23 protein-coding genes are annotated in these 24,091 nt (G+C 71.4%); 19 read left to right on the plus strand and 4 right to left on the minus strand.

The genetic code is table 11. The features are described 5' to 3' along the window. Positions 1-253: 253 nt before the first annotated feature. Positions 254-850: a TetR/AcrR family transcriptional regulator gene (locus F4556_RS20025; protein ID WP_184918103.1), complete on the plus strand. Its 597-nt coding sequence runs from the start codon at positions 254-256 to the stop codon at positions 848-850. Between the two features lie 44 nt (positions 851-894). Here F4556_RS20025 and F4556_RS20030 read toward each other — a convergent pair whose 3' ends face one another. Continuing rightward, positions 895-2,034: an FAD-dependent oxidoreductase gene (locus F4556_RS20030; RefSeq protein ID WP_184918106.1), complete on the minus strand. Its 1,140-nt coding sequence runs from the start codon at positions 2,032-2,034 to the stop codon at positions 895-897. A gap of 388 nt (positions 2,035-2,422) precedes the next feature. Here F4556_RS20030 and F4556_RS20035 point away from each other — a divergent pair, with 388 nt between their 5' ends. From F4556_RS20035 to F4556_RS39500, 12 genes are read left to right on the plus strand one after another with little or no spacing between them, the layout of a single operon-like run. Further along, positions 2,423-3,523, plus strand: coding sequence for a cytochrome P450 (locus F4556_RS20035; protein WP_184918108.1), 1,101 nt, complete (start codon positions 2,423-2,425; stop codon positions 3,521-3,523). 10 nt (positions 3,524-3,533) lie between these two features. Continuing rightward, on the plus strand, positions 3,534-3,728 hold the full coding sequence (locus tag F4556_RS20040; RefSeq protein WP_184918110.1) for a ferredoxin: 195 nt from the start codon (positions 3,534-3,536) through the stop codon (positions 3,726-3,728). Beyond that, positions 3,728-4,408 (plus strand): TcmI family type II polyketide cyclase, encoded by a 681-nt coding sequence (locus F4556_RS39495; RefSeq protein ID WP_184918112.1) that lies wholly within the window; start codon positions 3,728-3,730, stop codon positions 4,406-4,408. The genes F4556_RS20040 and F4556_RS39495 overlap by 1 nt, the downstream gene beginning before the upstream one ends. Continuing rightward, the gene (locus F4556_RS20050; RefSeq protein WP_184918115.1) at positions 4,405-5,676 is read left to right on the plus strand and encodes a beta-ketoacyl-[acyl-carrier-protein] synthase family protein; all 1,272 of its coding nucleotides are present in this window, start codon (positions 4,405-4,407) and stop codon (positions 5,674-5,676) included. The genes F4556_RS39495 and F4556_RS20050 overlap by 4 nt, the downstream gene beginning before the upstream one ends. Next, on the plus strand, positions 5,673-6,866 hold the full coding sequence (locus tag F4556_RS20055) for a ketosynthase chain-length factor (RefSeq protein WP_184918117.1): 1,194 nt from the start codon (positions 5,673-5,675) through the stop codon (positions 6,864-6,866). The genes F4556_RS20050 and F4556_RS20055 overlap by 4 nt, the downstream gene beginning before the upstream one ends. Positions 6,867-6,915: 49 nt before the next feature. Continuing rightward, complete coding sequence (locus tag F4556_RS20060) at positions 6,916-7,179, plus strand: acyl carrier protein (protein ID WP_184918119.1); 264 nt, start codon at positions 6,916-6,918, stop codon at positions 7,177-7,179. 42 nt (positions 7,180-7,221) lie between these two features. Further along, the gene (gene fabG, locus F4556_RS20065; protein WP_184918121.1) at positions 7,222-8,007 is read left to right on the plus strand and encodes a 3-oxoacyl-ACP reductase FabG; all 786 of its coding nucleotides are present in this window, start codon (positions 7,222-7,224) and stop codon (positions 8,005-8,007) included. Positions 8,008-8,049: 42 nt separating this feature from the next. Beyond that, positions 8,050-9,000 carry an aromatase/cyclase gene (locus F4556_RS20070; protein WP_184918123.1) on the plus strand — a complete coding sequence of 317 codons (951 nt, stop codon included), beginning with the start codon at positions 8,050-8,052 and terminating at the stop codon, positions 8,998-9,000. Further along, complete coding sequence (locus F4556_RS20075; RefSeq protein WP_313068376.1) at positions 8,997-9,896, plus strand: alpha/beta hydrolase; 900 nt, start codon at positions 8,997-8,999, stop codon at positions 9,894-9,896. Before F4556_RS20070 ends, F4556_RS20075 begins: the two co-directional genes overlap by 4 nt. Further along, on the plus strand, positions 9,893-10,285 hold the full coding sequence (locus tag F4556_RS20080) for a lipocalin-like domain-containing protein (protein WP_184918125.1): 393 nt from the start codon (positions 9,893-9,895) through the stop codon (positions 10,283-10,285). Before F4556_RS20075 ends, F4556_RS20080 begins: the two co-directional genes overlap by 4 nt. Then, positions 10,285-10,485 carry a hypothetical protein gene (locus F4556_RS20085; protein ID WP_184918127.1) on the plus strand — a complete coding sequence of 67 codons (201 nt, stop codon included), beginning with the start codon at positions 10,285-10,287 and terminating at the stop codon, positions 10,483-10,485. Before F4556_RS20080 ends, F4556_RS20085 begins: the two co-directional genes overlap by 1 nt. Continuing rightward, positions 10,482-11,270 (plus strand): 4'-phosphopantetheinyl transferase family protein, encoded by a 789-nt coding sequence (locus tag F4556_RS39500; RefSeq protein WP_184918129.1) that lies wholly within the window; start codon positions 10,482-10,484, stop codon positions 11,268-11,270. The genes F4556_RS20085 and F4556_RS39500 overlap by 4 nt, the downstream gene beginning before the upstream one ends. Positions 11,271-11,614: 344 nt before the next feature. Here F4556_RS39500 and F4556_RS20095 read toward each other — a convergent pair whose 3' ends face one another. Next, on the minus strand, positions 11,615-12,385 hold the full coding sequence (locus F4556_RS20095; protein ID WP_184918131.1) for a M23 family metallopeptidase: 771 nt from the start codon (positions 12,383-12,385) through the stop codon (positions 11,615-11,617). 423 nt (positions 12,386-12,808) lie between these two features. Between F4556_RS20095 and F4556_RS20100 the strand changes: the two genes are divergently transcribed. From F4556_RS20100 to F4556_RS20115, 4 genes are read left to right on the plus strand one after another with little or no spacing between them, the layout of a single operon-like run. Beyond that, positions 12,809-14,359 carry an aldehyde dehydrogenase family protein gene (locus tag F4556_RS20100; RefSeq protein ID WP_184918133.1) on the plus strand — a complete coding sequence of 517 codons (1,551 nt, stop codon included), beginning with the start codon at positions 12,809-12,811 and terminating at the stop codon, positions 14,357-14,359. A 41-nt stretch (positions 14,360-14,400) separates the two neighbouring features. Continuing rightward, positions 14,401-15,516 carry a threonine aldolase family protein gene (locus F4556_RS20105; protein WP_184918135.1) on the plus strand — a complete coding sequence of 372 codons (1,116 nt, stop codon included), beginning with the start codon at positions 14,401-14,403 and terminating at the stop codon, positions 15,514-15,516. Positions 15,517-15,570: 54 nt separating this feature from the next. Further along, entirely contained in the window at positions 15,571-16,263 is a 693-nt protein-coding gene (locus tag F4556_RS20110; protein WP_184918137.1) for a response regulator transcription factor, read from the plus strand. Next, entirely contained in the window at positions 16,260-17,657 is a 1,398-nt protein-coding gene (locus tag F4556_RS20115; RefSeq protein ID WP_184918139.1) for a sensor histidine kinase, read from the plus strand. Before F4556_RS20110 ends, F4556_RS20115 begins: the two co-directional genes overlap by 4 nt. Here F4556_RS20115 and F4556_RS20120 read toward each other — a convergent pair. Then, a complete protein-coding gene (locus F4556_RS20120) occupies positions 17,620-18,114 on the minus strand; it encodes an SgcJ/EcaC family oxidoreductase (RefSeq protein WP_184918148.1) in 495 nt (164 codons plus the stop codon). The genes F4556_RS20115 and F4556_RS20120 overlap by 38 nt on opposite strands. Before the next feature lie 147 nt (positions 18,115-18,261). Here F4556_RS20120 and F4556_RS20125 point away from each other — a divergent pair, with 147 nt between their 5' ends. Together F4556_RS20125 and F4556_RS20130 are read left to right on the plus strand one after the other, a co-directional pair. Further along, a complete protein-coding gene (locus tag F4556_RS20125; RefSeq protein ID WP_313068379.1) occupies positions 18,262-18,570 on the plus strand; it encodes a trypco2 family protein in 309 nt (102 codons plus the stop codon). 2 nt (positions 18,571-18,572) lie between these two features. Continuing rightward, positions 18,573-21,536 (plus strand): NACHT domain-containing protein, encoded by a 2,964-nt coding sequence (locus F4556_RS20130; RefSeq protein ID WP_184918150.1) that lies wholly within the window; start codon positions 18,573-18,575, stop codon positions 21,534-21,536. A 71-nt stretch (positions 21,537-21,607) separates the two neighbouring features. Here F4556_RS20130 and F4556_RS20135 read toward each other — a convergent pair whose 3' ends face one another. Continuing rightward, positions 21,608-23,893, minus strand: a complete 2,286-nt coding sequence (locus tag F4556_RS20135) for an immune inhibitor A domain-containing protein (RefSeq protein WP_184924861.1) — start codon at positions 23,891-23,893, stop codon at positions 21,608-21,610. Positions 23,894-24,091 lie beyond the last annotated feature (198 nt).

Here is a 24,091-nt window from a genome sequence, read left to right on the forward strand (position 1 = left end):
GCAGGGTCCAGCGGATGTTGGCCGGCGTGGCGGCCGGCTCCGAGGGGGGTGCGCCGACCGGAGGGGTCGGGGATGACGTAGACACGACAGACGTCCTTTCGGTGGCGCCGAAGGTGTGCGGAAGGGAGGGGAGCGCGATGAGGTGGGGAGTGGCGGTGTCCGGCCACTCGTGCCCCACCAGAACAGCACACTCGATTCAAAAGTGCAACGAGGCAATGTTTTGAGTGAGGCACCTAGGAGGTACGATCCAGTCATGACCGACACAGTGATGGGCCGCCGTGAGCGGAAGAAGGCAGCCACCCGCCAGGCGCTGGCCGATGCGGCGCTGGAGCTGTTCCTGGAGCGCGGGTACGACAAGGTCGGGGTGAAGGACATCGCGGACGCCGCCGACGTCTCCACCACGACCCTCTTCAAGCACTTCGCAGGCAAGGAGGCGCTGGTCTTCGACGAGGACGCCGCGAACGAGGCGGTGCTGGTGGGCGCGGTGCGCAACCGCGCGCCTGGTCAGTCGATCCCCGCGGCCCTGCACCAGGTGATCCTGCATCTCCGGAGCGATGCCGAGCCGGACGATCCGCGCGTCATCGCCTTCCTCGAACTGGTCAACTCCACCCAGGCGTTGCGCGAGTACGCGCACAAGATGTGGATGCGGCACCAGGTCGCGGTCGCGCACGCCATCGCCGAGGAGGTCGGCGCCCCCGCCGACGATCCGCGGTGCGCGGCGCTGGCGCTGTTCGCGCTGGAGGCGCCCAGCCTGCTGGAAGGGCGCGACGGCGACACCCAGGAGGTCCTGGGCGGTGCCTTCGAGCTGCTGGAGCGGGGCTGGTCCGGCCTGTTCGGCCCGGACGCCTGAGCTCCGAACCGGCTTTCCGAGCCGGGTGCCTGACGCCCCGTCGGCTACGGGACGGGTGACGTCATGAGGGCGCGCAGCCGCCGCGCCGCGCCCTCGGCGGCCGAGGCGGCGCGCGAGCGCATCTCGTACTCGTAGACCAGCACGGCCGTGTCGTCGCCGGCCGCGGCCGCCAGGACGGCCCGGGCCAGGTCCGCGCCGTCGCGCAGCGCCAGATCCGCTCCCCGGTCGAACGGCTGGATCGGATGGGCCGCCTCCCCGACCAGGGTCACCCCGGAGACGTGCCGCCACGCGGGCGGTCCCGGCAGGGCGTACACCGGACGGACCACCAGGCCCCCGTCGCTCTTCCGGAGGGCGTACAGCAGCCGCTCGTCCCAGCCGTCGAAGACCTCCAGCAGCCGGCTGCGCAACACGGCCTGGTTCCGGGCCGCCAGGCCGCAGGAGATCCACCAGCTCTCGGGGGCGCGGAAGACGGCGTGCAGGCCGACGCTGCCGGCGCCGTCCCGTTGGGCGAGCAGGACGCGGTCGGTGTCCCGTGCGACCAGGGTGCCGGCGCCCACCAGCCAGGCGAGGTCGACGTGGCGGGTGTCGACCGTGTCGTAGCCGGCCTCGACCGACATGACGCCCGTGTAGCCGGGCGTGGCGCGGCAGAGCAGTGCCCGCACCCGGGACCAGGCGCCGTCGGCGCCGACCACCAGGTCGTAGTCCTCCCGGCGGCCGTCGCCGAAGTGCAGCCGCCAGCGGCCGCCGCTGCGCTCGGTGAGGTCGACGACGAAGTGCCGCCAGGACACCGTCCGGACATCGAGGGACTCCAGCAGGAGCGCCCGGAGCCGCCCGCGGTCGATCACCGCGTCCCGGTCCGCCGACCACTCCTCGGCCGGTTGCGGGTCGGTGGGCGGCGGATCGTGGTGCAGTAACGCGGCGGTGTAGGGGTCGAAGACCCGCAACTCCCGTCCGGCGGGCCGGCAGGCCGCGCGGAACCGGCCGGTCAGCCGGGCCGCCGCGAGTGCGGCCTGCCCCAGGTCGGCGCGGAGCTGGACGCTGCCCCGGTGCGGCCGCGCGCCGTGTTCGGGGTCCCGTTCGAAGACCGACACGGACATCCCGTGCGCCTGCAGCACGCGTGCGCAGGCCAGCCCCCCCAAGCCCGAGCCGACGATCGCGATCCGCGGGTACCCGGCCGACTGCACGGGGCGTCCCCTTTCGAAGCTGGTAGTCCGACGGTCTCACAAAACCACACTCGCTACGCAAGTGCAATGACTCCACTTTCTGTTCCGCTGCACCGATGCGGCGGGAGAGCGGTGCCTGACGCGTTCTGCGCGAAGAGTTGACACTTCCTGGACACTCCGGCAGGGGTGCCACCCCTATGTTTTCGGTGACGCCCGATAACGAGCAGGTTCCCACCGAGAGGGACTATTCGTGAGCCAGACTCCCACTGTCGACAATGTGAACGACGCGCTCGGAAATGCCGCCGACGCGGTCGACCTTCCGACGTATCCGGTAACCCGGACATGCCCTTATTCGGCACCTCCCGTCTACGAGGAGGTCCGAAACGGCGAGCGCCCCAAGAAGGTGCGCATGCAGGACGGAAACCCGGCCTGGATGCTCACCCGCTACGAGGACGTCCGCTCGGTCCTCGCCGACCCCCGGTTCAGCGCGGACCGGCTCGCCCCCGGATTCCCGATCCTGGCCCCCGGCCAGCGCGAGGGCCTCTCCCGGCAGCCGAAGTTCATGCTGAGCATGGACGGCAAGGAGCACAACGACGCCCGGCGGCCGGTGATCAGCGAGTTCTCCGTGCGCAGGGTCGCCACCATGCGGCCGCGCATCCAGCAGATCGTCGACGAGGCGATCGACGAGCTGCTGAAGCAGCCGCAGCCCGCCGACCTGGTGAAGTGGATCGGCCACCCGGTGCCGGCCATGATGGTCGCGGAACTCGTCGGGGCCCCGCTGGAGCAGCAGCCCTATTTCCGTGACCTCACCTCCAGGATTCTGGCGAAGGGCGTCACCTGGGAAGAGCGCTTCGAGATTTCCAAGACGCTGCGGAAATTCATGGACGAGCTCATTCAGAGCAAGGCCGAGAATCCCGGTGACGACCTGCTGAGCCGTCAGATCATCCAGCAGCGGGAAGAGCACGGCGAGGTCAATTTCGAGGGCCTTTCCGCGCTCGCGCACCTGCTGCTGTTCGCCGGCCACGACTCCAGCGCAGGACTGATCTCGCTCGGCGTCTACACCTTCCTCACCAACCCCGAGCAGCGCGCGGCGGTCATGGCGGAGCCGAAGGAGCGCATCCCGCTGGCCATCGAGGAGATGCTGCGCTTCTACTCGATCACCGACATCGGCGCGGCCCGGGTGGCGCTGGAGGACGTCGAGATCGGCGGGGTGACGATCCGGGCCGGCGAGGGCGTGATCGCCTCCGTCTACGCCGCCAACCACGACCCCGAGGTCTTCGAGAACCCGGGCGAGCTGGACCTGCTGCGCGGCGACCGGCACCACGTCGCCTTCGGCTACGGCCCGCACCAGTGCCTGGCGCAGAACCTGTCACGCCTGGAGCTGGAGATCGTCTTCGAGACCCTCTTCCGCCGCATCCCCACGCTGCGGCTCGCGGTCGACGTGGACGAACTCCCGTTCAAGTACGACTCGGTGGTCTTCGGACTGCACGCGCTCCCCGTCACCTGGTGAGGGGCGGGTCATGCGGATAACGACACACGCCGAGCGCTGCGTCGGCTCCGGCCAGTGCGTGCTCACCGAACCCGCGGTGTTCTCGCAGGACGACGACGGCGTCGTCACGCTGCTCACCGACCGGCCCGAAGGCCCGGCCGCGGAGGGGGCGCGCAAGGCGGTGTTCGTCTGCCCCACCAGGTCCCTTTCCCTCATGGAGGATTGATGCGCACGACCGTGACTCTGACCAGGACGGCCCCCGAGTCGGAGCAGGACATCACGGGAGCGTTCGCCAGGTTCGACGCCTCTCCGGCGCCCGCCTCGCTGGGCACGCTGCGACGCCAACTGTTCGGCTACCACGACCTGTTGGTCCACATCCAGGACTTCGCGTCCGAGCAGCCGGCCGTACCGGGCATCGAGCTGAAGGCCGACCCCGACTTCGGCCGGCTGACCGAGGACCTCGCCCCGCTGCTCTCCGCGTACGAGGAGGGCGCCGAACTCGCGCCGCTGGACGCGATGGCGACCCGCTTCTACGCCTGGCAGGGCAAGCCGGTCGCGGCCGGGGAGGTGCTGCACAGCACGGTCATCGTGAACCGGATGGACCCGGTGGTGATCCCCGAGGTGTCGCGGCTGTTCGCCGAGCTCGACGCCACCGACTTCCCGCACCACATGGGCACCCGCCGCCGGCAGCTGTTCAACCTCGGCGGCGTCTACTTCCACATCCAGGACTTCGTGCTGGCCGACGGGTACGCGCTGATCGACCAGGCGTGGAAGGAGGCCGACCCCCGGTTCATCAAGATCTGCCGCGAGCTGGAGCCCCTGGTCAAGGTGTACGACCCGGCCACCTGGCGCTCCACCGCCGACCAGGTCGGCACCCGCTTCTACCGCTGGGAGGCATCGGCATGAGCGCCAGGCGCGTGGTCATCACCGGGATGGAGGTGCTCGCCCCCGGCGGTGTCGGCACCGAGGCCTTCTGGAGCCTGCTGAGCGAAGGCCGTACGGCCACCAGGACGATCACCTTCTTCGACCCCACCCAGTTCCGCTCCCGGGTCGCCGCGGAGATCGACTTCGATCCCTACGCGCACGGCCTGACCCCGCAGGAGGTCCGGCGGATGGACCGGGCCGCGCAGTTCGCCCTGGTCGCGGCGCGCGGGGCACTCGCCGACAGCGGCCTGGAGACCGGCGCGCTCGACCCGTACCGGATCGGCGTCACCATCGGCAGCGCCGTCGGCGCCACGATGAGCCTGGACCAGGACTACCGCACCGTCAGCGACGGCGGCCGGCTCGACCTGGTCGACCATGGCTACGCCGACCCGTTCTTCTACAACCACTTCGTGCCGAGCTCGTTCGCGGCCGAGGTGGCCCGCTCGGTAGGCGCCCAGGGCCCGGTCAGCGTGGTGTCGGCCGGCTGCACGTCCGGGCTCGACTCGGTCGGCTACGCCGTCGAGCTGATCCGCGAGGGCTCGGCCGACGTGGTGATCACCGGTGCGAGCGACGCACCGATCTCGCCGATCACGATGGCCTGCTTCGACGCGATCAAGGCGACCACGCCGCGGTACGACGACCCGGCGCACGCCTCCCGCCCGTTCGACGGCACCCGCAACGGGTTCGTGCTCGGCGAGGGCTCGGCGGTCTTCGTCCTGGAGGAGCTGGAGAGCGCACGGCGCCGCGGGGCCCGGATCTACGCCGAGATCGCGGGGTACGCGACCCGCAGCAACGCGTACCACATGACCGGTCTGCGCCCCGACGGCGCGGAGATGGCGCAGGCCATCACCGCGGCCCTGGACGAGGCCCGGATGGACCCCACGGCCATCGACTACATCAACGCGCACGGCTCGGGCACCAAGCAGAACGACCGGCACGAGACCGCCGCGTTCAAGCGCAGCCTGGGCGAGCACGCCTACCGCACGCCGGTGAGCTCCATCAAGTCCATGGTCGGGCACTCGCTGGGCGCGATCGGCTCGATCGAGATCGCCGCCTCCGTACTGGCGATCCGTCACAACACCGTCCCGCCGACGGCGAACCTGCACACCCCCGACCCCGAGTGCGACCTGGACTACGTGCCGCTGACCGCTCGCGAGCAGGTGGTCGACACCGTCCTCACGGTCGGCAGCGGCTTCGGCGGATTCCAGAGCGCCATGGTGCTGACCCAACCGGAAAGGAGCGTCGCGTGACGGCCTCAGTGGTGGTGACCGGACTGGGCGTGACCGCGCCCAACGGGCTCGGTGCGCGGGACTTCTGGAACGCGACGCTGGCCGGCAAGAGCGCCATCGGACCGCTCACCCACTTCGACGCCTCGCCCTACCCGGCGAAGCTCGCCGGGGAGATCACCGGCTTCACGGCCGAGGACCACCTGCCGAGCCGGCTGATGCCGCAGACGGACCGGGTGACCCGGCTCTCCCTGATCGCCGCGGACTGGGCGCTGGCGGACGCGCGGGTGCGGCCGGCCGAGCTGCCCGAGTTCGACATGGGTGTGATCACCGCCAGCTCGGCGGGCGGATTCGAGTTCAGCCAGCGCGAGTTGAAGAACCTCTGGAGCCAGGGCGGCCAGTACGTCAGCGCCTACCAGTCCTTCGCCTGGTTCTACGCGGTCAACACCGGCCAGATCTCGATCCGCAACGGCATGAAGGGCCCCAGCGGCGTGGTCGTCACCGACCAGTCCGGCGGCCTGGACGCGGTGGCCCAGGCCCGTCGCCAGATCCGCAAGGGCACCCGGCTGGTGGTGGCCGGCGCGGTGGACGCGCTGCTCTGCTCCTGGGGCTGGGTGGGTCTGCACACCAGCGGCCGGCTCAGCACCGCCACCGAGCCCACCAACGCCTACCTCCCGTTCGACGACCGGGCCGGCGGCCATGTGGCCGGTGAGGGCGGCGCGCTGCTCATCCTGGAGTCGGCGGAGTCGGCGCGGGCCCGCGACGCCAAGGTGTACGGCGAGATCGCCGGGTACGCCGCCACCTTCGACGGGCAGGAACCCGGGCTGCGCAAGGCCGTCGAACTCGCCCTGGCCGACGCCCGGTTGGCGCCTTCCGAGGTGGACGTGGTGTTCGCCGACGCGGCGGCCGATCCCGAGCTCGACCGGATCGAGGCCGAGACGCTGGTCGCGGTTTTCGGCGAGCGCGGCGTCCCGGTCACCGCCCCCAAGACCATGACCGGCCGCCTGTACGCGGGCGGCGCCGCACTGGACCTGGCCACCGCCTTCCTCGCCCTGGAGGACGGCGTGATCCCGCCGACCGTCCACGTCGAGGCGGCCGAGCGCTTCGGCCTCGACCTGGTCGTCTCCCAGCCGCGCCCGGCCGCCCTGCGCACCGCGCTGGTCCTGGCCCGGGGTCACGGCGGCTTCAACTCCGCCATGGTCGTGCGTGCCTGATCAGCCATCAGTCCCCGCCCCCACATCCCCTCAAGAAAGCGGAACCCCCATGTCCCAGACCTTCACGCTCGACGACCTCAAGCGGATCCTGCTCGAAGGCTCCGGCGCCCCCGAGGGCACCGGCCTCAGCGGGGACATCCTCGACACCGAGTTCAGCGACATCGGCTACGACTCGCTCGCCCTGCTGGAGACCGCAGGCCGGGTCGAGCGCGAGTACGGCATCGAGCTGGACGAGGCCGTCGTTGGCGACGCCAGCACCCCGCGCGCCTTCCTCGACGCCGTCTCCGCGCACCTGATGACCCCGGCCGCCTGAACCTCGGCCCACACCGCGGACATCCCGCAGAGAAGAGAAGTCATGACACAGCAGGAGCGTCGGGTCGTCCTGGTGACCGGTGCCACCAGCGGAATCGGTCTGGCCGTCACCCGGCTGCTGGCCGGCCAGGGCCACCAGGTCTTCATCGGGTCGCGCACCGAGGACAAGGTCCTCACCACCGTCAAGCAGCTCCGGGAGGAGGGGCTCGACGTCGACGGCGTCGTCCTCGACGTACGGTCCCGGGACTCGATCGGCGCGTACGTCCAGGCCGCCGTCGACCGGTTCGGCCCGGTGGACGTGCTCGTCAACAACGCGGGGATCAGCGGCGGCGGGGTGACCGCCGACATCACCGACGAGCTGTGGGACAACCTGATCGAGACCAACCTCAACAGCGTGTTCCGGCTGACCCGCGAGGTGCTGACCACCGGCGGGCTGCGGCACCGGAGTTGGGGCCGCATCATCAACATCGCCTCGACCGCGGGCAAGCAGGGCGTCGTGCTGGGCGCTCCGTACTCCGCCTCCAAGCACGGCGTCGTCGGCTTCACCAAGGCCCTCGGCAACGAGCTGGCGCCCACCGGCATCACGGTCAACGCCGTCTGCCCCGGCTACGTCGAGACGCCGATGGCCGAGCGCGTGCGGCAGAACTACAGCCGGCTGTCCGGTGCCACCGAGGAGGCGGTGCTGGAGAAGTTCCAGGCCAAGATCCCGCTGGGCCGCTACTCGACCCCCGAGGAGGTGGCCGGTCTGGTCGGCTACCTGGTCTCCGACACGGCGGCCGCCATCACCTCGCAGGCCCTGAACGTCTGCGGTGGCCTCGGCAACTTCTGAGCCGCCCAGACCCGTCCTTCCCCGAGCTCCGAGGAGTCCAACATGCCGTCCGAGCTGCACGAGTCCGGACACGAGATCAAGATCTCGGCTCCGGCCGAGACCGTCTACCGCCTGCTGGCGGAGGCGGACGACTGGCCCCGGGTGTTCCCCCCGAGCATCTACGTCGACCACCTGGAGCGCGGCGAGCGGGAGGAGCGGATCCGGATCTGGGCGACCGCGGGCGACACCGTCAAGAACTGGACGTCGCACCGCACCCTGGACCCGGAGCAGCTCCGGATCCGGTTCCGGCAGGAGGTCAGCACGCCCCCGGTGGCCGCGATGGGCGGTGCCTGGCACATCGAGGCGCTGCCGTCGGGGGAGACGCTGGTCCGGCTCGACCACGACTACCGGGCCGTCGACGCCGACAGCCTCGGCTGGCTCGACGACGTGGTGGACCGCAACTCCCGCACCGAGCTGGACTCGCTGAAGGCGATCGCCGAGGCGGCCGGCGCCGTGGACGAGCTGACCTGCTCGTTCGAGGACACCGTGCACATCGCCGGCGCCGCCCGGGACGTGTACGAGTTCATCTACCGGGCGGACCTGTGGACCGAGCGGCTGCCGCACGTCCTCGCGGTGCGCCTCGACGAGCCGGCGGAGCACCTGCAGACCCTGGAGATGGACACCCGCTCCAAGGACGGCGGCTTCCACACCACGAAGTCGCACCGGGTGGGGCTGCCGCCGTACCGGATCGCGTACAAGCAGGTCACCCTGCCCGCGCTGATCACCCTGCACACGGGGTACTGGACGATCACCCCGACCGACGACGGCGTCACGGCCTCCTCCCAGCACACCTTCACGGTCGACACCGGGAAGATCGCCGGGATCCTGGGAGCGGACAAGACCGTCCAGGACGCGATCGACTTCGTCCGCACCGCGCTCAGCACCAACAGCCTGGCGACGCTCGGCATCGCCAAGGCGTACGCGGAAGGGCTCGCCGGGGGCGACCGGCCGTGACAGTGGCGCAGCTGGCCGGCCCCGAGGCGGCGGCCGAGGCTCGGAGCATCACCCTGGACGCGGGCGGGATCACCCTCTCCGCCCTGCTCACCCGCCCCGCCCAGTCCCCGTGCCGGGCGATGGTGGTCGCCCTGCACGGGGCGGGGATGAGTGCGGCGTACTTCCGCGGACCGGCCCATCCGGAGACCTCGTTCCTCTCCCTCGCCGCGGACCTCGGCTTCGCGGCGGTGGCCGTGGACCGGCCCGGCTACGGGCACTCGGCCGGGCAGCTGCCCGAAGGTCAGGGGATCGCGGACCAGGCGGCCACCCTGGCGGCGGCCCTGCGCGGTCTGGCGGCCCGGTACGACACCGGTGCCGGGATCTTCCTGCTCGCCCACTCCTTCGGCGGCAAGGCGGCGCTGCGGATCGCGGCGGACGGGGCGGTGCCGGGGCTGCTGGGCCTCGACATCTCCGGCTGCGGCGAGGAGTACGCGGCGCCGCCCGTCGCGGAGACCCCGCGCGGCGGCCGGAACTGGCGCCTCAACTGGGGGCCGCTGCGCCTCTACCCGCCGGGGACCTTCCAGGCCGGCGGCGCGGTCGTGGCGCCCGTGCCGTCGCGCGAGCTCGCGGACGCCGTCCGCTGGCAGGAGGAGTTCGCCGGGCTGGCGGGGCGGATCCGGGTGCCGGTCCGGTTCACCTTCGCCGAGCACGAGTCGTGGTGGCGCCACGACCAGCAGGCCGTGGCCCGGCTGCGGTCCCGGCTGAGCGCGTCACCCCGGGTCGTGATCGACCACCAACCCGACGCGGGCCACAACATCAGCCTCGGCTGGACGGCCCGCGCGTACCACCTGAGGACGCTCGGCTTCGTGGAGGAGTGCGCGGCCCGCAGGGCAGCCGGAAAGGAGCACCGAACATGACACAGGACATCGTCGGGGTGTGGCACCTGGAGGCCTTCCACGACCTGGACGAGGCCGGGCGGCCCGTGGGCGAAGGCCCGCTGGGCCCCTCGCCCGAGGGAATGCTGGTTTACACGGCCGACGGCCACGTCTCGGTGAGCATGATGCCGACGACACCGGGGCCCGGCCCGTCCTACATGGGGTACGCGGGTGAGTGGTGGGTGGCCGACGGCGAGGTCGTGCACCGGATCCGGATCTCCTCGCGGGCCGACTGGGTCGGCGTCGAGCAGACCCGGGACGCCCGGCTCGACGGCGACCTGCTCACCGTCCGGGCCACCCGGGAGGTCGACGCGCGGCAGCAGCGTCGGGTGCTCGTGTGGCGCCGGGCCGGGCAGTCCGGAGCGGCTTGATGGGTACCCCGGTGCACACGGCGGTCCCGTCCGCCGAGGGTGACGAGCACCCGTTGGTGGCGGCCCTGAGCATCTTCGCCCCCGGTGCCCTGCGGGTGCTCGGCGGTGCCGGGTCCGCCCGCGAGCCGGCCGAGTGGCCGACTCCGCTGCCGGGGCGGCAGGTGGCCCGTCGGCGCACCCGGCTGAGGGCGACCAGGTGACACCGGGTCGGTCGCGGACCAGGTTCCTCGCCCACGACCTGGACACCCCCGGGGCCGAGGAGCTCGCAGCGGCGGTCTTCCGGGTGCTGCCCGCGGCCGAGCGCGAGCGGGTCCTGCGGCTGCACCTGCCGTCGGACCGGACCCGGTCGACGATCGCCCGGTGGCTGGCCCGCCGGGCCGCCGCCGACCTGGTCGGCGAGCCGTGGACGGCGCTGCGGCTGGCCCGCCACGCCGACGGACGCCCTCGGGTTGAGGACCGTCCCGAGCTGTCGCTGAGCATCGCGCACAGCGGCCGGTACGCGATGGCGGCCGTGGCGGTGGGCGCGCTGGTCGGGATCGACACCGAGCAGGTCTCGCGGGTGGCGGCGCTGCCCGACAGCTTCTTCCTCACCCCTGCCGAGTCGGCGGCACTGCCGCCGGCCGCGGAGGGGCCGGAGCACCGGGCGGCCCTGTGGGTGCTGAAGGAGGCGGCCGTGAAGCTCACGGGCGAGGGTCTGCGCGGCGGTCTGCGGCGGATCGGCTTCGAGCCGCGCGGGGAGTGCCTGCCCTACGTCGCCCGGACGACGTACACCACGGCGGAGTTCAGGGCTCTCCGGCTGCCCGGTGGATATGTTGCGGCGGTGGGGGTTTCCTCGGGCACCCCGCCCCACCGACCGGAGTTCGTCGGCGCCGCCCGTGGAACAGGCCCGGCGACAGAGAGGACCGACTGCCCGTGGACGACCGAGCCCACCAGCACAGCGAGGGAACACCCGAGGACGGCCCCGGTGACGGCCGGCCGGCGCTGACCGCCGAGGAGCGGGCGCAGGGCCACGACGAGGAGCTGGAGCCCCACATCTGGCTCAGCGTCAACTGACCGGTCCCTCCTCACCCCAGAGACCCCCGACGGCCGGCGTGCTGTCGCCTGCCGGACAACCTCCGCCGTGGCGACGCCCCCCGGCACGGACCAGGGAAGGCGCCGAAGCGCCGAGGCGGACCCCCGGCCTCCGCGCGGAGCGACACCCTGGGCACGGCGACGCACGCCGCCGTCGGGACGGAACGGATCAGGCGGATGGGCCGTCACCCGCCGCCGACTCCGCACACACGAGGGCCCCGTCCGGTCGGACGGGGCCCTCGTCGCGGTGACGCGGGATCAGAAGGTGACGCCGCGCGCCGAGAGGAAGGCGATCGGGTCGATCACGGCGCCGTACTTGTTGGCGCTGCGGATCTCGAAGTGCAGGTGCGGTCCGGTGGAGTTGCCGGTGGTGCCCGCCTTGCCGATCTGCTGACCCGCCGTCACGGTCTGCCCGGCGTGCACCGAGAGCGCGGACAGGTGGGCGTACTCGGCGAAGTGGCCGTCCGAGAGCCGGAGCACCACCTCGTTGCCGTACGCGCCGTCGTACCCGGCCGAGACCACGGTGGCGTCGCCGACCGCGAGCAGCGGGGTGCCGACGGACACCGCGAAGTCCACGCCGGTGTGATAGCCGGCGGCGTACTCGGGGTTCTTCACGCCGTACGGGTTGCTGATCCGCTCGCCGGGCGTCGGCGCGGACCAGGCCGGGGCGACGACGGGCGCCTGGGTGGGCGCGGGTGCGGCCTCCGGGGCCGGTGCGGGGGCGGGGGCCGGCTCCGGTGCCGGGGCGGGCGCCAGGTTGTCCGCGACGGCCACCGCGTCCTGCGAGGAGCCGGAGCCGGGCAGCTCGTACGGGGTCGGCGCGGCCACCTGCACTATGGCGGCCTGCTGGGGGCTGCCGAAGGCGGCGGAGGTGAAGGCCGAGCTGCCCGGGGTGGTCGGCAGCACGGTCTGCGCGGCGGCGGTCGCGGGGAGCAGCAGGGCGCCGCCCGCCAGCGTCAGGGCACCGCTCCAGGCCACTACCGTCCGGCGTTCCCGCACCCAGGCGGTGACGCGGTGAAGGGAAGACATCGGGCGACGACACCTCGTAGGTCGGGAACAGGGGGACCAGTCAGATGTAAACGGTCACCGCGGGTGCCCCAAAATGGTGTGACGTACTACGGCGTGTAGTCAGTACGGGCCAGGAACTTCCGGCGATCGGAGTAATGATCTTCCGACCGGCGCACCCAATCGGGCGAAACGGGCATTCCGCCCCGTCGACCGGGATCTACTACCCGGCCTCGTATCCGCCGCCGAGGGTGTGACGAGCCCCACCGGAGGGCCTGGTCTACCCGCCCTCGCCGGGCCGCAATCGTGAGCCGGGTCACACCCCGATCCCCACCCCTGTCCGCGGCGCTTCCGCTGTCCAGTTCGTGCGCCGCCGTGCCAGGCTGATCGGCGTCCGCAGTACGCCCTGCCCCGAGCCACCCCGTCCCCCCTACCGGAGGAACTCCGATGGCGGCACCACAGCTCAAGCCCGGCACGTCCTGGACCGAGACCTACGCCCGCTGCGTCCGGGCCGCGCCGGAGGCCTTCACCCCCGACCGGCTGCTCAACCTGGTGCGCGGCGAGTGGCGCGCCGTCGGCACGCCGGGCGAGCACAGCACGCCGCTGGACGGCACCGCGATCCCCGGCCCGCCCCGGATCGGCCCCGAGGAGGCCGAGGCCGCCGTCGCGTTCGCGATCGAGCAGCACGCCGCCTGGTCCCGGGTGCCGCTGGACGAGCGGAAGGCCCGGGTGGCCGCCGCCGTCGACGGCCTGGCCGAGCAGCGCGACCTGCTGGCCCTGCTGCTGGTCTGGGAGATCGGCAAGCCCTGGCGGCTGGCCTGCGCGGACGTGGACCGGGCGCTCGACGGGGTGCGCTGGTACCTGGAGCAGATCGACCGGCAGCTGGCCGGCCGTACCCCGCTGCCGGGCCCGGTCTCCAACATCGCCAGCTGGAACTACCCGATGAGCGTCCAGGTGCACGCCGAACTGGTGCAGCTGCTGGCGGGCAACGCGGTGGTGGCCAAAACCCCCTCCCAGGGTGGTTTCCACTGCCTCACCCTCGCGCACGCGGTGATGCACCGGGCCGGGCTACCGGTCACCCTGCTCTCTGGCATGGGCGGGCAGATCGGCGACGCGCTGATCCGCTCGGCCGGTCTGGGCGCGCTGGCCTTCGTCGGCGGCCGGGCCAACGGCCGCAAGGCCGCCACCACGCTGGCCGACCTGAACCGCCGTCACTTCCTGGAGCAGGAGGGCCTGAACGCCTGGGGCGTCTGGGACTACAGCGACTGGCCGGCGCTCGGCGCGCACCTGAAGAAGGGCTTCGAGTACGCCAAGCAGCGCTGTACCGCGTACCCGCGCTACGTGGTGCAGCGGTCGCTGTTCCCGGCCTTCCTGGAGACCTACCTCGGCGTGCTGGACGAGCTCCGGTTCGGCCACCCGCTGGCCGTCGCCGACCCGGCCGACCCGCTGCCCGACCTCGACTTCGGCCCGGTGATCCACGCCGCCAAGGCGGCCGAGCTGCGCGGCCACTTCGACGCCGCGGTGGCGGCCAGGGCGGTCCCGCTGCGCCGGGGCAGCCTGGCGGACGGCCTCTTCCTGCCCGGCCAGTCGCTGGACGCCTACCTGGCCCCGGCGGCCGTGCTCGACCCGCCCGCCAGCTGGGCGCTGCACCACTCCGAGCCGTTCGGCCCGCTGGACTCGATCGTGCTGGTCGACACCGAGGCCGAGCTGCTGGCCGCGATGAACGCGGGCAACGGCTCGCTGGTCGCCTCGCTGGCCACCGACGACCCCGCCTTCGCCGACCGGGTCGGGCCCGATCTGCTGGCCTTCAAGGTCGGCATCAACAAGCCGCGCAGCCGGGGCGACCGGGACGAGGTGTTCGGCGGGCTCGGCGCCTCCTGGAAGGGCGCCTTCGTCGGCGGCGACCTGCTGGTCCAGGCCGTGACGTACGGGAAGGAAGGGATCGACGAGAAGCTGTACGGCAACTTCCCGTCGTACTCGCTCTACCCGCCGCGCTAATAGGCTGGAGGGCGCGCCCGACGTGGGGCAGGATCGTTCGCATGACCGAATCTGAGCTCACCACACGCGAGCGACGCTTCAACGCCTTCCACCGCTGCGGTCGGCTGCTCTTCGGCAGCCGGCCGCAGTCGGTCCGCGACCGGCTGGCCACCCTGACCGCCGACGCGGAGCTGGCCGGCTACGACCTGGACCGGGCGCAGGACATCTACGGCGACGGGGTGATCCGGGCCCTGGAGGAGCAGGTGGCCGACCTGCTCGGCAAGCCGGACGCCGCCTTCTTCCCCACCGGCACGATGGCCCAGCAGGTCGCGCTCAGATACTGGGCCGACCGCAGCGGCAGCCGGACGGTGGCGATGCACCCGCTGTCGCACCCTGAGCAGTGGGAGCGCCGGGCCTACCAGCGCCTCGGCGGGCTCACCTCGGTCTGGCCGACCGAGCAGCCCCGGGTGCCCACCCCCGAGGAACTCCGGGACTGCGAGGAGAAGTTCGGCACCCTGATGCTCGAACTCCCGCTCCGGGACGCCGGGTTCATCCTGCCCAGCTGGGACGAGCTGGTCGCGGCGGTCTCCGCGGTGGAGGGTGTGTACGTCCACCTGGACGGGGCCCGGATCTGGGAGTCGGTCTACCACCTGGGCCACTCGCTGCCGGAGATCGCCGCCCTCGGCGACTCGATCTACGTCTCGTTCTACAAGACCCTGGAGGGCATCAGCGGGGCCGCGCTGGCCGGCTCGGCCGAGTTCGTCCGGGAGGCCAAGGTCTGGCGCCACCGGTACGGCGGCTCGCTCTTCCAGCAGTGGCCGGTCGCGCTCAGCGCGCTGGCCGGGCTGGAGCGGATCCTGCCCGAGCTGGAGTCGTACGTCGACCACGCCAAGGTGGTGGCCGAGACGCTGCGCAAGGTGCCCGGCGCGCGGGTGAACCCGGAGGTGCCGCACACCCACCAGTTCCAGCTCTGGCTGCCGTACGGCGCCGAGCAGTTGACCGAGGCCAACCTGCGGATGGCCGAGGAGCGAGGCGTCGGCCTGTTCGGCTGGTGGGACGAGCCGGGGCCGGTGCCCGGGCACTCGATGACCGAGGTCACGGTCTCGGCCGCCGCGCTGGAGTGGACGCCGGAGGAGATCGAGGAGGCGATGGCGGCCTTCCTGGAACTGCTGCGCTGACCGGCCCTTGGTCCGCTCCGGACGGTCCGCGCACCGGCGGTTAGGGTTCGCTACGTGCGTGTACTGCTGGTGGAGGACGACGGGCCGGTCGCCGAGTCGCTGCGGCGCGGCCTGATCAGGTACGGCTTCGAGGTGGAGTGGGTGACCACCGGGCAGGCGGCGCTGACCGTGTCGGTGCCGCCCGACCTGGTGCTGCTCGACCTCGGGCTGCCCGATACCGACGGGCTGGACGTGTGCCGGGCGCTGCGGGCCGGGGGCGACGTACCGATCATCGTGATCAGCGCCCGCAGCGACGAGACGGACCGGGTGGTCGGGCTGGAGATCGGCGCCGACGACTACGTCTCCAAGCCGTTCGGGGTGCGCGAGGTGATCGCCCGGATCAGGGCGGTGATGCGCCGGGTGCAGCCCAAGCAGGCCCCGAGCGGCCCCGACCGGTACGGGCCGCTGCTCACCGTCGACCGCAAGGCGGCCCGGGTCCGGCTGGCCGGGGCCGAGGTGGCGCTCACCCCGAAGGAGTACGACCTGCTGGCCTTCCTCACCGAGGAGCCCGGCGCGCTGATGTCCCGGGAGCAGATCATGGAGGCGGTCTGGGACGCCAACTGGTTCGGGCCGACCAAGACGCTGGACGTCCATGTGGCGGCGCTGCGCCGGAAGTTGGCCGAGGCGGTGCTGATCGAGGCGGTGCGCGGGGTCGGCTTCCGGCTGGTGGTCCGGGAGCAGCCTCCGCAGCCGGGACAGCCGGAGTGATCCGTCGGCTGATCGTCAGCTACGTGCTGCTGGTGGCGGTCGCGCTGGCCGCGTTCACCGTACCGGTGGCCTTCACCCTGACCGCCCAACTGCGCGGGGACACCGAGGAGTCGGTGCACCGGGAGGCCACCACGATGGCGCTGCTGCTGGGCGACGGCGAGGGGGACGCCCCGGCCCGGCAGGCGCTGGACCGGCTGGCGGGCGCGTACGCGGACGAGACCCCCGGCACGGTCGAGGTGGTCACCGCCGGGGCCGGGCGGCCGGCCGACCCGGCGCTGATCCTGGCCCTCGGGGAGGGCCGCAGCACCGTCGACTGGGGGTCGCGGCTGGTCTGGGGTCCCGAGCTGGTGGTCACCGTGCCCGCCCGCTCGCAGACCGTACCGGGCCGGATCGTCGGGGCGGTGCAGATCCGGTACGCGACGGCCGGCCTGACCGACCGGCTCTGGCGGATCTGGGGGTTCCGGGCCGTGCTGGCCGCCGGGGTGCTGGCGGTGGCGGCGGGGCTGGGCGCCATCGTGGCGCGCAGGCTGACCCGGCCGCTGCGCCAACTCAACGACATGGCCAGCCGGTTCAGCAACGGCGACCTGACGGCACGGTCCCCGGTCACCGGCCCCGAGGAGACCAGGACGCTGGCCCTGACGCTCAATCAGGGCGCCGAGCGGCTGGACACCCTGGTCGCCTCACAGCGGATCTTCGTCGCCGACGCCTCGCACCAACTGCGCACCCCGCTCACCGCGTTGCGGCTCTCGCTGGACAACATCGCGGACGGCGTGGACGACGAGTCGGTCCGCGAGGACGTCGAGTCGGCCACCGCCGAGGTGGTCCGGATGAGCCGGCTGGTGAGCGGCCTGCTGGTGCTGGCCCGGGCCGAGGCGAAGGTCTCCGCGCCCGAGCCGCTGGCGCTGCGCGAGCTGGTCGGCGAGCGGCTGGGCGTCTGGCGCCCGGCCGCCGAGGAGCGCGGGGTGACCATCGTGCTGACCGGGGACGCCGACGAGCGGCTGCGGGTGCTGGCGGGCCCGGGCAACCTCGACCAGGTGCTGGACAACGTGCTCTCCAACGCCCTGGAGGTCTCGCCGGACGGGGGCACCATCACCGTCCGGCTGGAGGCACCGGCCGGCGCGGGGGAGGAGGCGGTGCTGGAGATCCTGGACCGGGGCCCCGGGATGTCCGCCGCCGAGCAGGCCCGCGCGTTCGACCGGTTCTGGCGCGGCCAGGGCCTGACCGGCCGTTCCGGCTCGGGCCTCGGGCTCGCCATCGTCCGCCAGCTGGTGACGGACGACGGCGGCACGGTCGCCCTGCGGGACGCGCCCGGCGGCGGGCTGTGCGTCCGGATCGGCCTGCGGGTGGCGCTGCGGCTCAGCCCTCGGCCGGCAGCACCGAGGAGTGGTGGTTGACGATCAGCCACTTGCCGCCGCGCTTCTCGTACTCGTAGCTGTAGCGCGCCTCGACCGGCTTGGTCTCGCCGGTCTTCGGGTCGGTGAGGTGGAAGCGGTAGAGGCCGGCGTCGATCGCCGAGTCCTGGTCCAGGATGTTGATCACCGAGCGGATCTTCTCGCCCTTCGGCTTCTTCAGCAGGAAGTGCTCGAAGTAGTCGGCTATCTCCGCGTGGTTGGTGCGGATCCTCGGCGAGGCGGTGGGCAGCAGTACCGCGTCCTCCGCGTACCGGTCGGCGACCCGCTCCGGATCACCGGTCTGCAGGGCGGCGTTCCACTGGTCGAACAGGGCGGCGATCTCCCGCTCGGTGACCCTGCCGCGCTTGCCCTCGCCGGCCTGGGCGACCCCGACGGTGACTGTGCCGACCGCGGCCACGGCGACGGCGATGACGGCCAGGGTGGTGGTCCGACGCTTCATCAGAACTCCTGTTCGGCTTGGTGTTCGGTGTCTCCACCTTTCCGGTCGGTCGGTTAACGGCCGTACAACGGACGTCCAGGAGAGGGGCAAGGAGCTGCCAAGGCTGTTCTAGGCTCTTCGGACTGGTCATCTTCTTCAGGGGGCGCTGTGGACACGGGAATTGAGCTGGCCGACGCGATCGAGGTGGTCCGCGAACAGCTGGCCGAGGCGGTGGCCCGGGGCGAGGGGGAGGCGATCCGGTTCGGGGTCGACTCGGTGGTGGTGGAGTTCGGCGTCGAGCTCAAGCGGGACGCCAAGGTCAAGGGCGGCGTGAAGGCCTGGGTCTTCAGCGCCGACACCGAAGCGGGCATCGCCCGCCAGCGCACCCACCGGATCACCGTGACCCTCACCCCGAAGGGCCCTGACGGCTCCGTGGAGGTCGGCAACGACGACCTCGGCAGCCGGGGCGGGTTCTGACCGTGCCGAGCCGGGTGGCGGCCGTCCGCGGCCTCTCGCAGGGCACCGGGTATCTGCTCGGCCGGCGGCTGGTGCTGACGGCGGATCACGTGACCCGGGGCGCGGACGCCGAAGTGGCCGTGCCGGGCGGCGTGGGATGGGTCCGGTGTCCGGTGCTCTGGCGGAACCCCGAACTGGACGCGACGCTCCTGCTCGCCGAATCCGATCTGGTGAACGGTGAGTTGGAGCCGGTTCGGTGGGGACGGGTGGACCGGCACGAGCCGGTGGCCGGGTGCCACCTGGCCGGCTTCCCGGCGGCGGAACGCGACACCGAGGGGCGGCTGGAGAGCACCCAGGTGATCGGCTCGCTGCTGCCGGATGCCGGGCTGCTCAAGGGCAGCCAGGTGTTCGCTGCCCAGCAGGTCCCGCCGGTGGCCACCGCGGGCTCGCCATGGGCGGGGATGTCCGGGGCGGTGGTGCTATTCCAGGAGCGACTGCTCGGGCTGGTCCTGCGCGACCACAACCCCGGCGCCTGGGGCAGTTCGCAACTCGATGTGCTGCCCGCCGCCGCATTGCTGGCGGCGCCCGGCTTCGCCTTCCACCTGAGCGACCAACTCGGCGGACCGCCGAGGCTGGAGGGAATCTCGGCCCAGGAGATCGCCGACACCGACTTCGAGCGCGAGTACGCCGAGTCGATCCAGGCGGACTACGGCCGGATCCGGATCTTCGGCCTGAGCAAGGCCCACGGCCAGGGCCGCCGGGGCTGGGGGCTGGACGCGGGGTACCTGACGCTGCAGGCCATCGAGCTGGCGGAGCGCGGGCGGCGGCCGTCCGGTTCGCTCGACGGCCGGCAGGGGCCGCAGCAGGTGCCCGAGATGCTGCGCGGCAAGCGGCGGGTGCTGCTGCGCGGGCAGGCCGGCTCCGGGAAGACCACCCTGGTCCAGTGGCTGGCCACCGGCGCAGTCGCGGGCACGCTGGGGGAGGAGCTGGCGGAGCTGAACCACCGGGTGCCGCTGGTGCTGCAGGTACGGAAGCTCGCCCGGCAGGGAAACTTCAACCCAATGCCCGAGCAACTCGTCGCCCTGGACGGCCGGTTGTGTGCCGAGCAGAAGCCGATCGGCTGGGTCGGCCGGGTGCTGAGCGGCGACCGGGGGATGCTCCTGGTGGACGGACTGGACGAGGTGTCGGAGGCCCAACGGCGGCAGATCCTGGAGTGGTTGGAGCGACTACTGGACCGCTACCCGAAGGTCTGGACGCTGGCCACGGTCCGCCCCTCGGCGGTCGAGCCTGGCTGGCTGACCCACCTGGACTTCCAGGAGCTGGCGCTCAGCCCGATGGGGGAGGAGCACCGACGCCGGTTCATCGGACGCTGGCACGGGGCGATCCTCGCCGAGGTCACCGCGGGCACCCACACGCCCCAGGAACTGGCTCGCTGGCGCCAGGAGTTGACCGACCTGGAGAGCGGGCTGATGCGGACGCTGGAGCAGTCGGACGACCTGGCCCAGATCACCGACAGTCCGCTGCTGTGTGCGATGGTCTGCGCTCTGAACCGGGAGTCCGACGGTGCGCTGCCCAGCCACCGGATGGAGATCTACCGGGACGCGCTGTCGATGCTGCTGGTTAAGCGCGACGACGCCAAACAGGTCACCGCCATCGAGAAGTTGAAGCCGTCCGAGTCGGAGCAGCTGGCTCTGCTGCGGCGGATCGCGCACTGGTTGGTGCGCAACAACCAGGTGGAGGGCGAGCGCGCCACGGCGATCCGGCAGATCGACGCCGCACTGGCTAGCCTCCCGGCCCTGGCCAGGCAGGGCGACGCCGAGCAGGTGTACACCCATCTGCTGAACCGCAGCGGACTGCTGGCCGAGACCAGCACGGACACCTTCCAGTTCATCCACCGCACCTTCCAGGACTACCTGGCCGCCCTGGAGTTCCGCGAACAGGGCGACTTCGGCCTGCTCACGGCGATGGCCAGGGAGGAGAGCTGGCAGGACGTGATCCGGATGACGGTGGGTCACGCCGGCCCCCGGGAACGGGCCGAGCTGCTCCGTCGCCTGATCGAGGCGGGCGACCGAGCCGAGGAGCTGGGTGCACTGGGGAGCCATCTGACCGCCGGGCAATGCCTGCCCTATGCCCAGGAGCTCGACGGAGAGGTCAGGGCTGCTGTGCTGGGTCGACTGCACGGCCACCTGTCCCGTCAGCCGGGGCTGCTGGTGCCCGGGGTGTGGAGGCTGGTCGGTGAGGACCTGGTCGGGGTGTTGCGGCAGCTGCTCGCCGAAGGGGTCGGCCTGGACGAGGCCCAAGTGGTCCGCACGGTCGGACCGCTGGGGACCGCCGACGCACTGGCGCTGCTGGGCGAGCTGGTCACCGCCGGTGTGCCGGTCGTCGGTGAGGTCATGGACCAGTGGTCGAACTTCGACCACGCCGACTTCGTGAGCTCGGTGCTCGATCACATCGACCCGGCAGAAGAGGTGCTGCAGGCCGAAACGTCGGCCCAGCTCGTGACGCTCGCCGAGCGGCGGGCACCAAGGGTCCTCATTACGGGGGAGGGCGTCGATCTCACGCCGATCACCACGTGGCCGGAGTTGACGGAGCTTCAGATCGGCAGCACAGGCCACGACCTGAGCGTGATCGTCGGCACCTCGATCCGGACCCTCCACTGCTACAGCTGGGAGCCGGACCCAGGGATCTGGCAGGTCGTCGGTGGTATCACTCGGCTGTGCGTCGTCGCAGACCAGCTGACCCTCGTCCCGAGCGGGATGTCGTTCCCGCAGGTGAAAGAGCTGTGGTTGCTCGGCTATGTCGAGCAGCTGACCGACATCAAGACCTTCCCCTGGCTGCGCGAGTTGACTCTCTTCCCGGTCGGTCCGAGCCTGGACCTCCGGAAGCTCCGGCACCACGCCGAGCTCTTCGTGCATGTCCAGGCTGGCTCGGATGTGCAGATCCAAGGCCGCGAGTACTTCGAACCCGACCGGCTCTTCGTCAGCTGAACGCAATTCGGCCCCGCCGGGATCACTCCCGGCGGGGCCGAAGTCACGTACTCACCAAGTCAGTCGACGGCTCACTTGCCGGGGCTGACCAGGACCAGGGTCTCGAGCTTGTTCCAGCTCTCGTAGAGGACCGAGATCGCGGTGTTGGTGTTGGGCACCTGGACGCTGCTGTACTTGTTCTCCTCGGACCAGTACTTGTTCTTCGCGTCGTTGAACGAGCTGACGCCCCGCGAGGACGGGATGGTGGTCAGCACGTCGGCCTTGTGGAGCTTCAGGCCGTCGGTGCGCTCGAACCCGAAGGTCGAGTCGTAGCCCTGAAGGCGCGGGCGGAGCAGCGTGCCGTCGGCCCACTTGAGGGTCTCGGGGTGCGAGTCCACCGGCAGGATCAGGCCCTGGCCCGGGTGGTTGGTGACGTTGTTGTCGCTCTGCGACTTGTCCCACAGCCAGATCAGGAGGCCGTTCTGGTTGGCGTAGTGCTCCACCCAGTCGGGCTTGGCGGCCGAACCGAAGACGTACGGGCCGGTCTTGAGGGTCTCGTCGTACGAGACGTACTGACGGTTCTCGACCAGGTAGTGCTGGTCGTAGTCCTTCGAGAACTTGCCGCTGAACCGGGTGAAGCCGGCCGAGGCCCAGCCGTTGTCGCCGTTCTCCACGTTGTCGGTGAAGATCGGGGCACCGTTCGCGCTGACCACGATGTTGTCGAGGGCCAGGCCCTTGAGGTGCACGCCACCGTCGGTGGTGTAGTGGAAGCGGACCTTGACGGCCTTGCCGGCGTAGGCGTCCAGCGAGTAGGACAGGTCGCCCCACTTGCCGTCCGAGCTACCGGTCAGACCGGCCTTGCCGGCCGGGTCGGCCGGGATGGCGGTGCCGTTGAACGTGCCGTTGAGGGCGGTCCAGTTGGCGCCACCGTCGGTCGAGACCTCGGCGTAGCCGTAGTCGTAGTCCTGCTCGATGTCGTACCAGCCCTTGGCCGACAGGCTGGCCGAGGTCTTGCCGGTCAGGTCGACGTCGCGGGTCAGCGAGACGTTCAGGTCGTCGGCGCTGCCGCCCCACCACTCGCCGGCACCCTCGAACGGGGTGTTGATCTCGGTGGTGACGGTCTTCTTGGGCAGGTCGACCACCAGCGCCTGCGGGCGCTTGGTGTTGTACTCCGCCGGGCCGAGCAGGTGCGCGGAGTACTTGCCCGCGGCGCCCTTCTCGTACTTGAGCCAGCCGAGCTGCAGCTTGCTCCAGGCGTCGAGGTCGGCCGGCTTGTTGCCGATGCTTTCCTTGCCGGTGCCCAGCCAGGAACCCGACGACATCAGCGACCAGAAGCCGACCGAGTTGTCGATCCCGCTGCCCGAGGTGTCGTACAGGTCCGGCAGACCGAGGTCGTGGCCGTACTCGTGCGCGAACACACCGAGGCCACCGTTCTCGGCCTGCATGGTGTAGTCACCGGCCCAGATGCCGGTGCCGCCGACCGGGGTGCCACCCAGCTTGTTGGAAGCCGGGCCGGCCTGGCCGGCCAGGCTGCCGTAGACGTACGAGCGGTGGGCCCAGAGCGCGTCGGTGCCCTGGACGCCGCCACCGGCGGACTGGTCCTCACCGGCGTGCACGATCTGGAAGTGGTCGATGTAACCGTCGGGCTCGTTGAAGTTGCCGTCGTGGTCGTAGTCGTACCGGTCCCACTGGTCGTACTGGGCGATCTGCGCCTTGATCTGCTCGTCCGTCTGGCCCTTGGCCTTCTGGTCGGCGACCCAGGCGTTGATGCCGTCACGGATCAGGTCCTGGGCGTTGTTGCAGACGTGCTGCTTGCAGTAGTCCGAGCCGTAACGGGCCTCGTTCCACGGCACCTTGACCCAGTCGGTGACCTGACCGTCGACCGAGTAACGGCCGGAGGACTGACGCTCGTAGTAGGTCTTGAGCGAGTCCTTGGTGGTGCTGAAGTACATGTCCTGGTAGTGCTCGCGGTTGTAGTCCGCGCGCCAGTCCGTGGAGTTGTCCTTCGTCCGGTCCGGCTGCGCGATCTGGTTGCGCAGCGGGCCGGGCTGGCCACCGTACTTCACCGTGCCGTCGGGCAGCTTGGTGGTGTTGTCCACCTGGTCGCTGAACTCGACCAGGATGGTGAAGATCTTGTCCGTGCGCTCGCGGGCGAGCTCGACGAACTTGTCGCGGCCCAGCTTGATGCTGGTGCTGCCGCCGTGGGTCTCGACCTTCGCGTTACCGCTCAGCAGCTGCTCGACGGCGGCCTTCTGCTGGGCCTCCATCTTGCCGCTCAGCGGGCCCGGCAGGTTGTGGTCGTCGTGCGAGTTCAGCACGGCGTCGGCCGGGTCGTTCGTGACCGTGACCGGCGCGGCGGTAGCCGTAGCCGGCAGCATTCCCGCGCCGAGAGCGGCGATTACCGCAACGGCAGCGGTCGCCGCAGCGGCCTTCTTGGATATCTTCAACGTGGTGACGTCCTCCCCATACCGGCCGAGCTCTTGGCCCCGCCGGTGAACCAATGAAAGACAGGTGGACGACATTTGATCCAAGGGTGAGCAAAAAAGAAAGACCTTGACCATGACATGGCCACGGCG

The sequence above is a fragment of the Kitasatospora gansuensis genome, assembly GCF_014203705.1.
GTDB classification, from domain to species: domain Bacteria; phylum Actinomycetota; class Actinomycetes; order Streptomycetales; family Streptomycetaceae; genus Kitasatospora; species Kitasatospora gansuensis.

Excerpts from the sequence above, each read along its gene's own strand:
- F4556_RS20085 (WP_184918127.1), top strand. The coding sequence starts at position 10,285 with ATGGGTACCCCGGTGCACACGGCGGTCCCGTCCGCCGAGGGTGACGAG.
- F4556_RS20070 (WP_184918123.1), top strand. The coding sequence starts at position 8,050 with ATGCCGTCCGAGCTGCACGAGTCCGGACACGAGATCAAGATCTCGGCT.
- F4556_RS20100 (WP_184918133.1), top strand. The coding sequence starts at position 12,809 with ATGGCGGCACCACAGCTCAAGCCCGGCACGTCCTGGACCGAGACCTAC.
- F4556_RS20105 (WP_184918135.1), top strand. The coding sequence starts at position 14,401 with ATGACCGAATCTGAGCTCACCACACGCGAGCGACGCTTCAACGCCTTC.
- F4556_RS39495 (WP_184918112.1), top strand. The coding sequence starts at position 3,728 with ATGCGCACGACCGTGACTCTGACCAGGACGGCCCCCGAGTCGGAGCAG.
- F4556_RS20040 (WP_184918110.1), top strand. The coding sequence starts at position 3,534 with ATGCGGATAACGACACACGCCGAGCGCTGCGTCGGCTCCGGCCAGTGC.
- F4556_RS20035 (WP_184918108.1), top strand. The coding sequence starts at position 2,423 with ATGCAGGACGGAAACCCGGCCTGGATGCTCACCCGCTACGAGGACGTC.
- F4556_RS20120 (WP_184918148.1), bottom strand. The coding sequence starts at position 18,114 with ATGAAGCGTCGGACCACCACCCTGGCCGTCATCGCCGTCGCCGTGGCC.
- fabG (WP_184918121.1), top strand. The coding sequence starts at position 7,222 with ATGACACAGCAGGAGCGTCGGGTCGTCCTGGTGACCGGTGCCACCAGC.
- F4556_RS20025 (WP_184918103.1), top strand. The coding sequence starts at position 254 with ATGACCGACACAGTGATGGGCCGCCGTGAGCGGAAGAAGGCAGCCACC.
- F4556_RS20080 (WP_184918125.1), top strand. The coding sequence starts at position 9,893 with ATGACACAGGACATCGTCGGGGTGTGGCACCTGGAGGCCTTCCACGAC.
- F4556_RS20135 (WP_184924861.1), bottom strand. The coding sequence starts at position 23,893 with ATGCTGCCGGCTACGGCTACCGCCGCGCCGGTCACGGTCACGAACGAC.
- F4556_RS20095 (WP_184918131.1), bottom strand. The coding sequence starts at position 12,385 with ATGTCTTCCCTTCACCGCGTCACCGCCTGGGTGCGGGAACGCCGGACG.
- F4556_RS20050 (WP_184918115.1), top strand. The coding sequence starts at position 4,405 with ATGAGCGCCAGGCGCGTGGTCATCACCGGGATGGAGGTGCTCGCCCCC.
- F4556_RS20060 (WP_184918119.1), top strand. The coding sequence starts at position 6,916 with ATGTCCCAGACCTTCACGCTCGACGACCTCAAGCGGATCCTGCTCGAA.